The sequence below is a fragment of the Devosia chinhatensis genome, assembly GCF_000969445.1.
In the GTDB taxonomy this organism is placed as follows: Bacteria; Pseudomonadota; Alphaproteobacteria; order Rhizobiales; family Devosiaceae; genus Devosia; species Devosia chinhatensis.
Window position 1 is genome coordinate 1 of sequence record NZ_JZEY01000004.1, and the last position, 430, is coordinate 430.

The following is a 430-nucleotide window of genomic DNA, read 5'->3' on the forward strand; positions in this document are numbered from 1 at the left end:
TGCCAACGCCGCCTGGACCTGGGTGACGCGCGATCTCTGTCCCGACCTCATTTCCCAGGATGGCCTCAATTCGGGCAGGGCAGGCTCGAGCTCGGCGGCCCTGAGGCTGCCCGACTGGAGGCCATCCTGGGACATGAGGTCGGGACAGAGATCGCGCGTCACCCAGGTCCAGGCGGCGTTGGCACCCTCGCGCACCACTGATCCTGCACAGGCGAAATGGATCGGCTCGTCGACAAGGATCGGGCCGATCATCCCGCAAAACGGCTTGCCGGCGGCCACTACCGTGCGCGCCGCTGCCACGCCGGCAGCGCCTGCCGCCGCACCGATACTGCGGGCGGGCTGCATCACCAGAGCTGCGTCTAGGCTCGGCGTACCTAGCTACCCTACCGCAGTCCGTACCACAATCCTTTTACTATCGCTCTCTTCATGT

The 430-nt window shown here is 66.0% G+C and carries 1 protein-coding gene; it reads right to left on the bottom strand.

The genetic code is table 11. The features are described from left to right. Positions 1 to 348 (bottom strand): hypothetical protein (locus tag VE26_RS00020; RefSeq protein WP_152658642.1); only part of this gene is annotated, 348 nt, incomplete at its 3' end. Between the last annotated feature and the right edge of the window lie 82 nt (positions 349 to 430).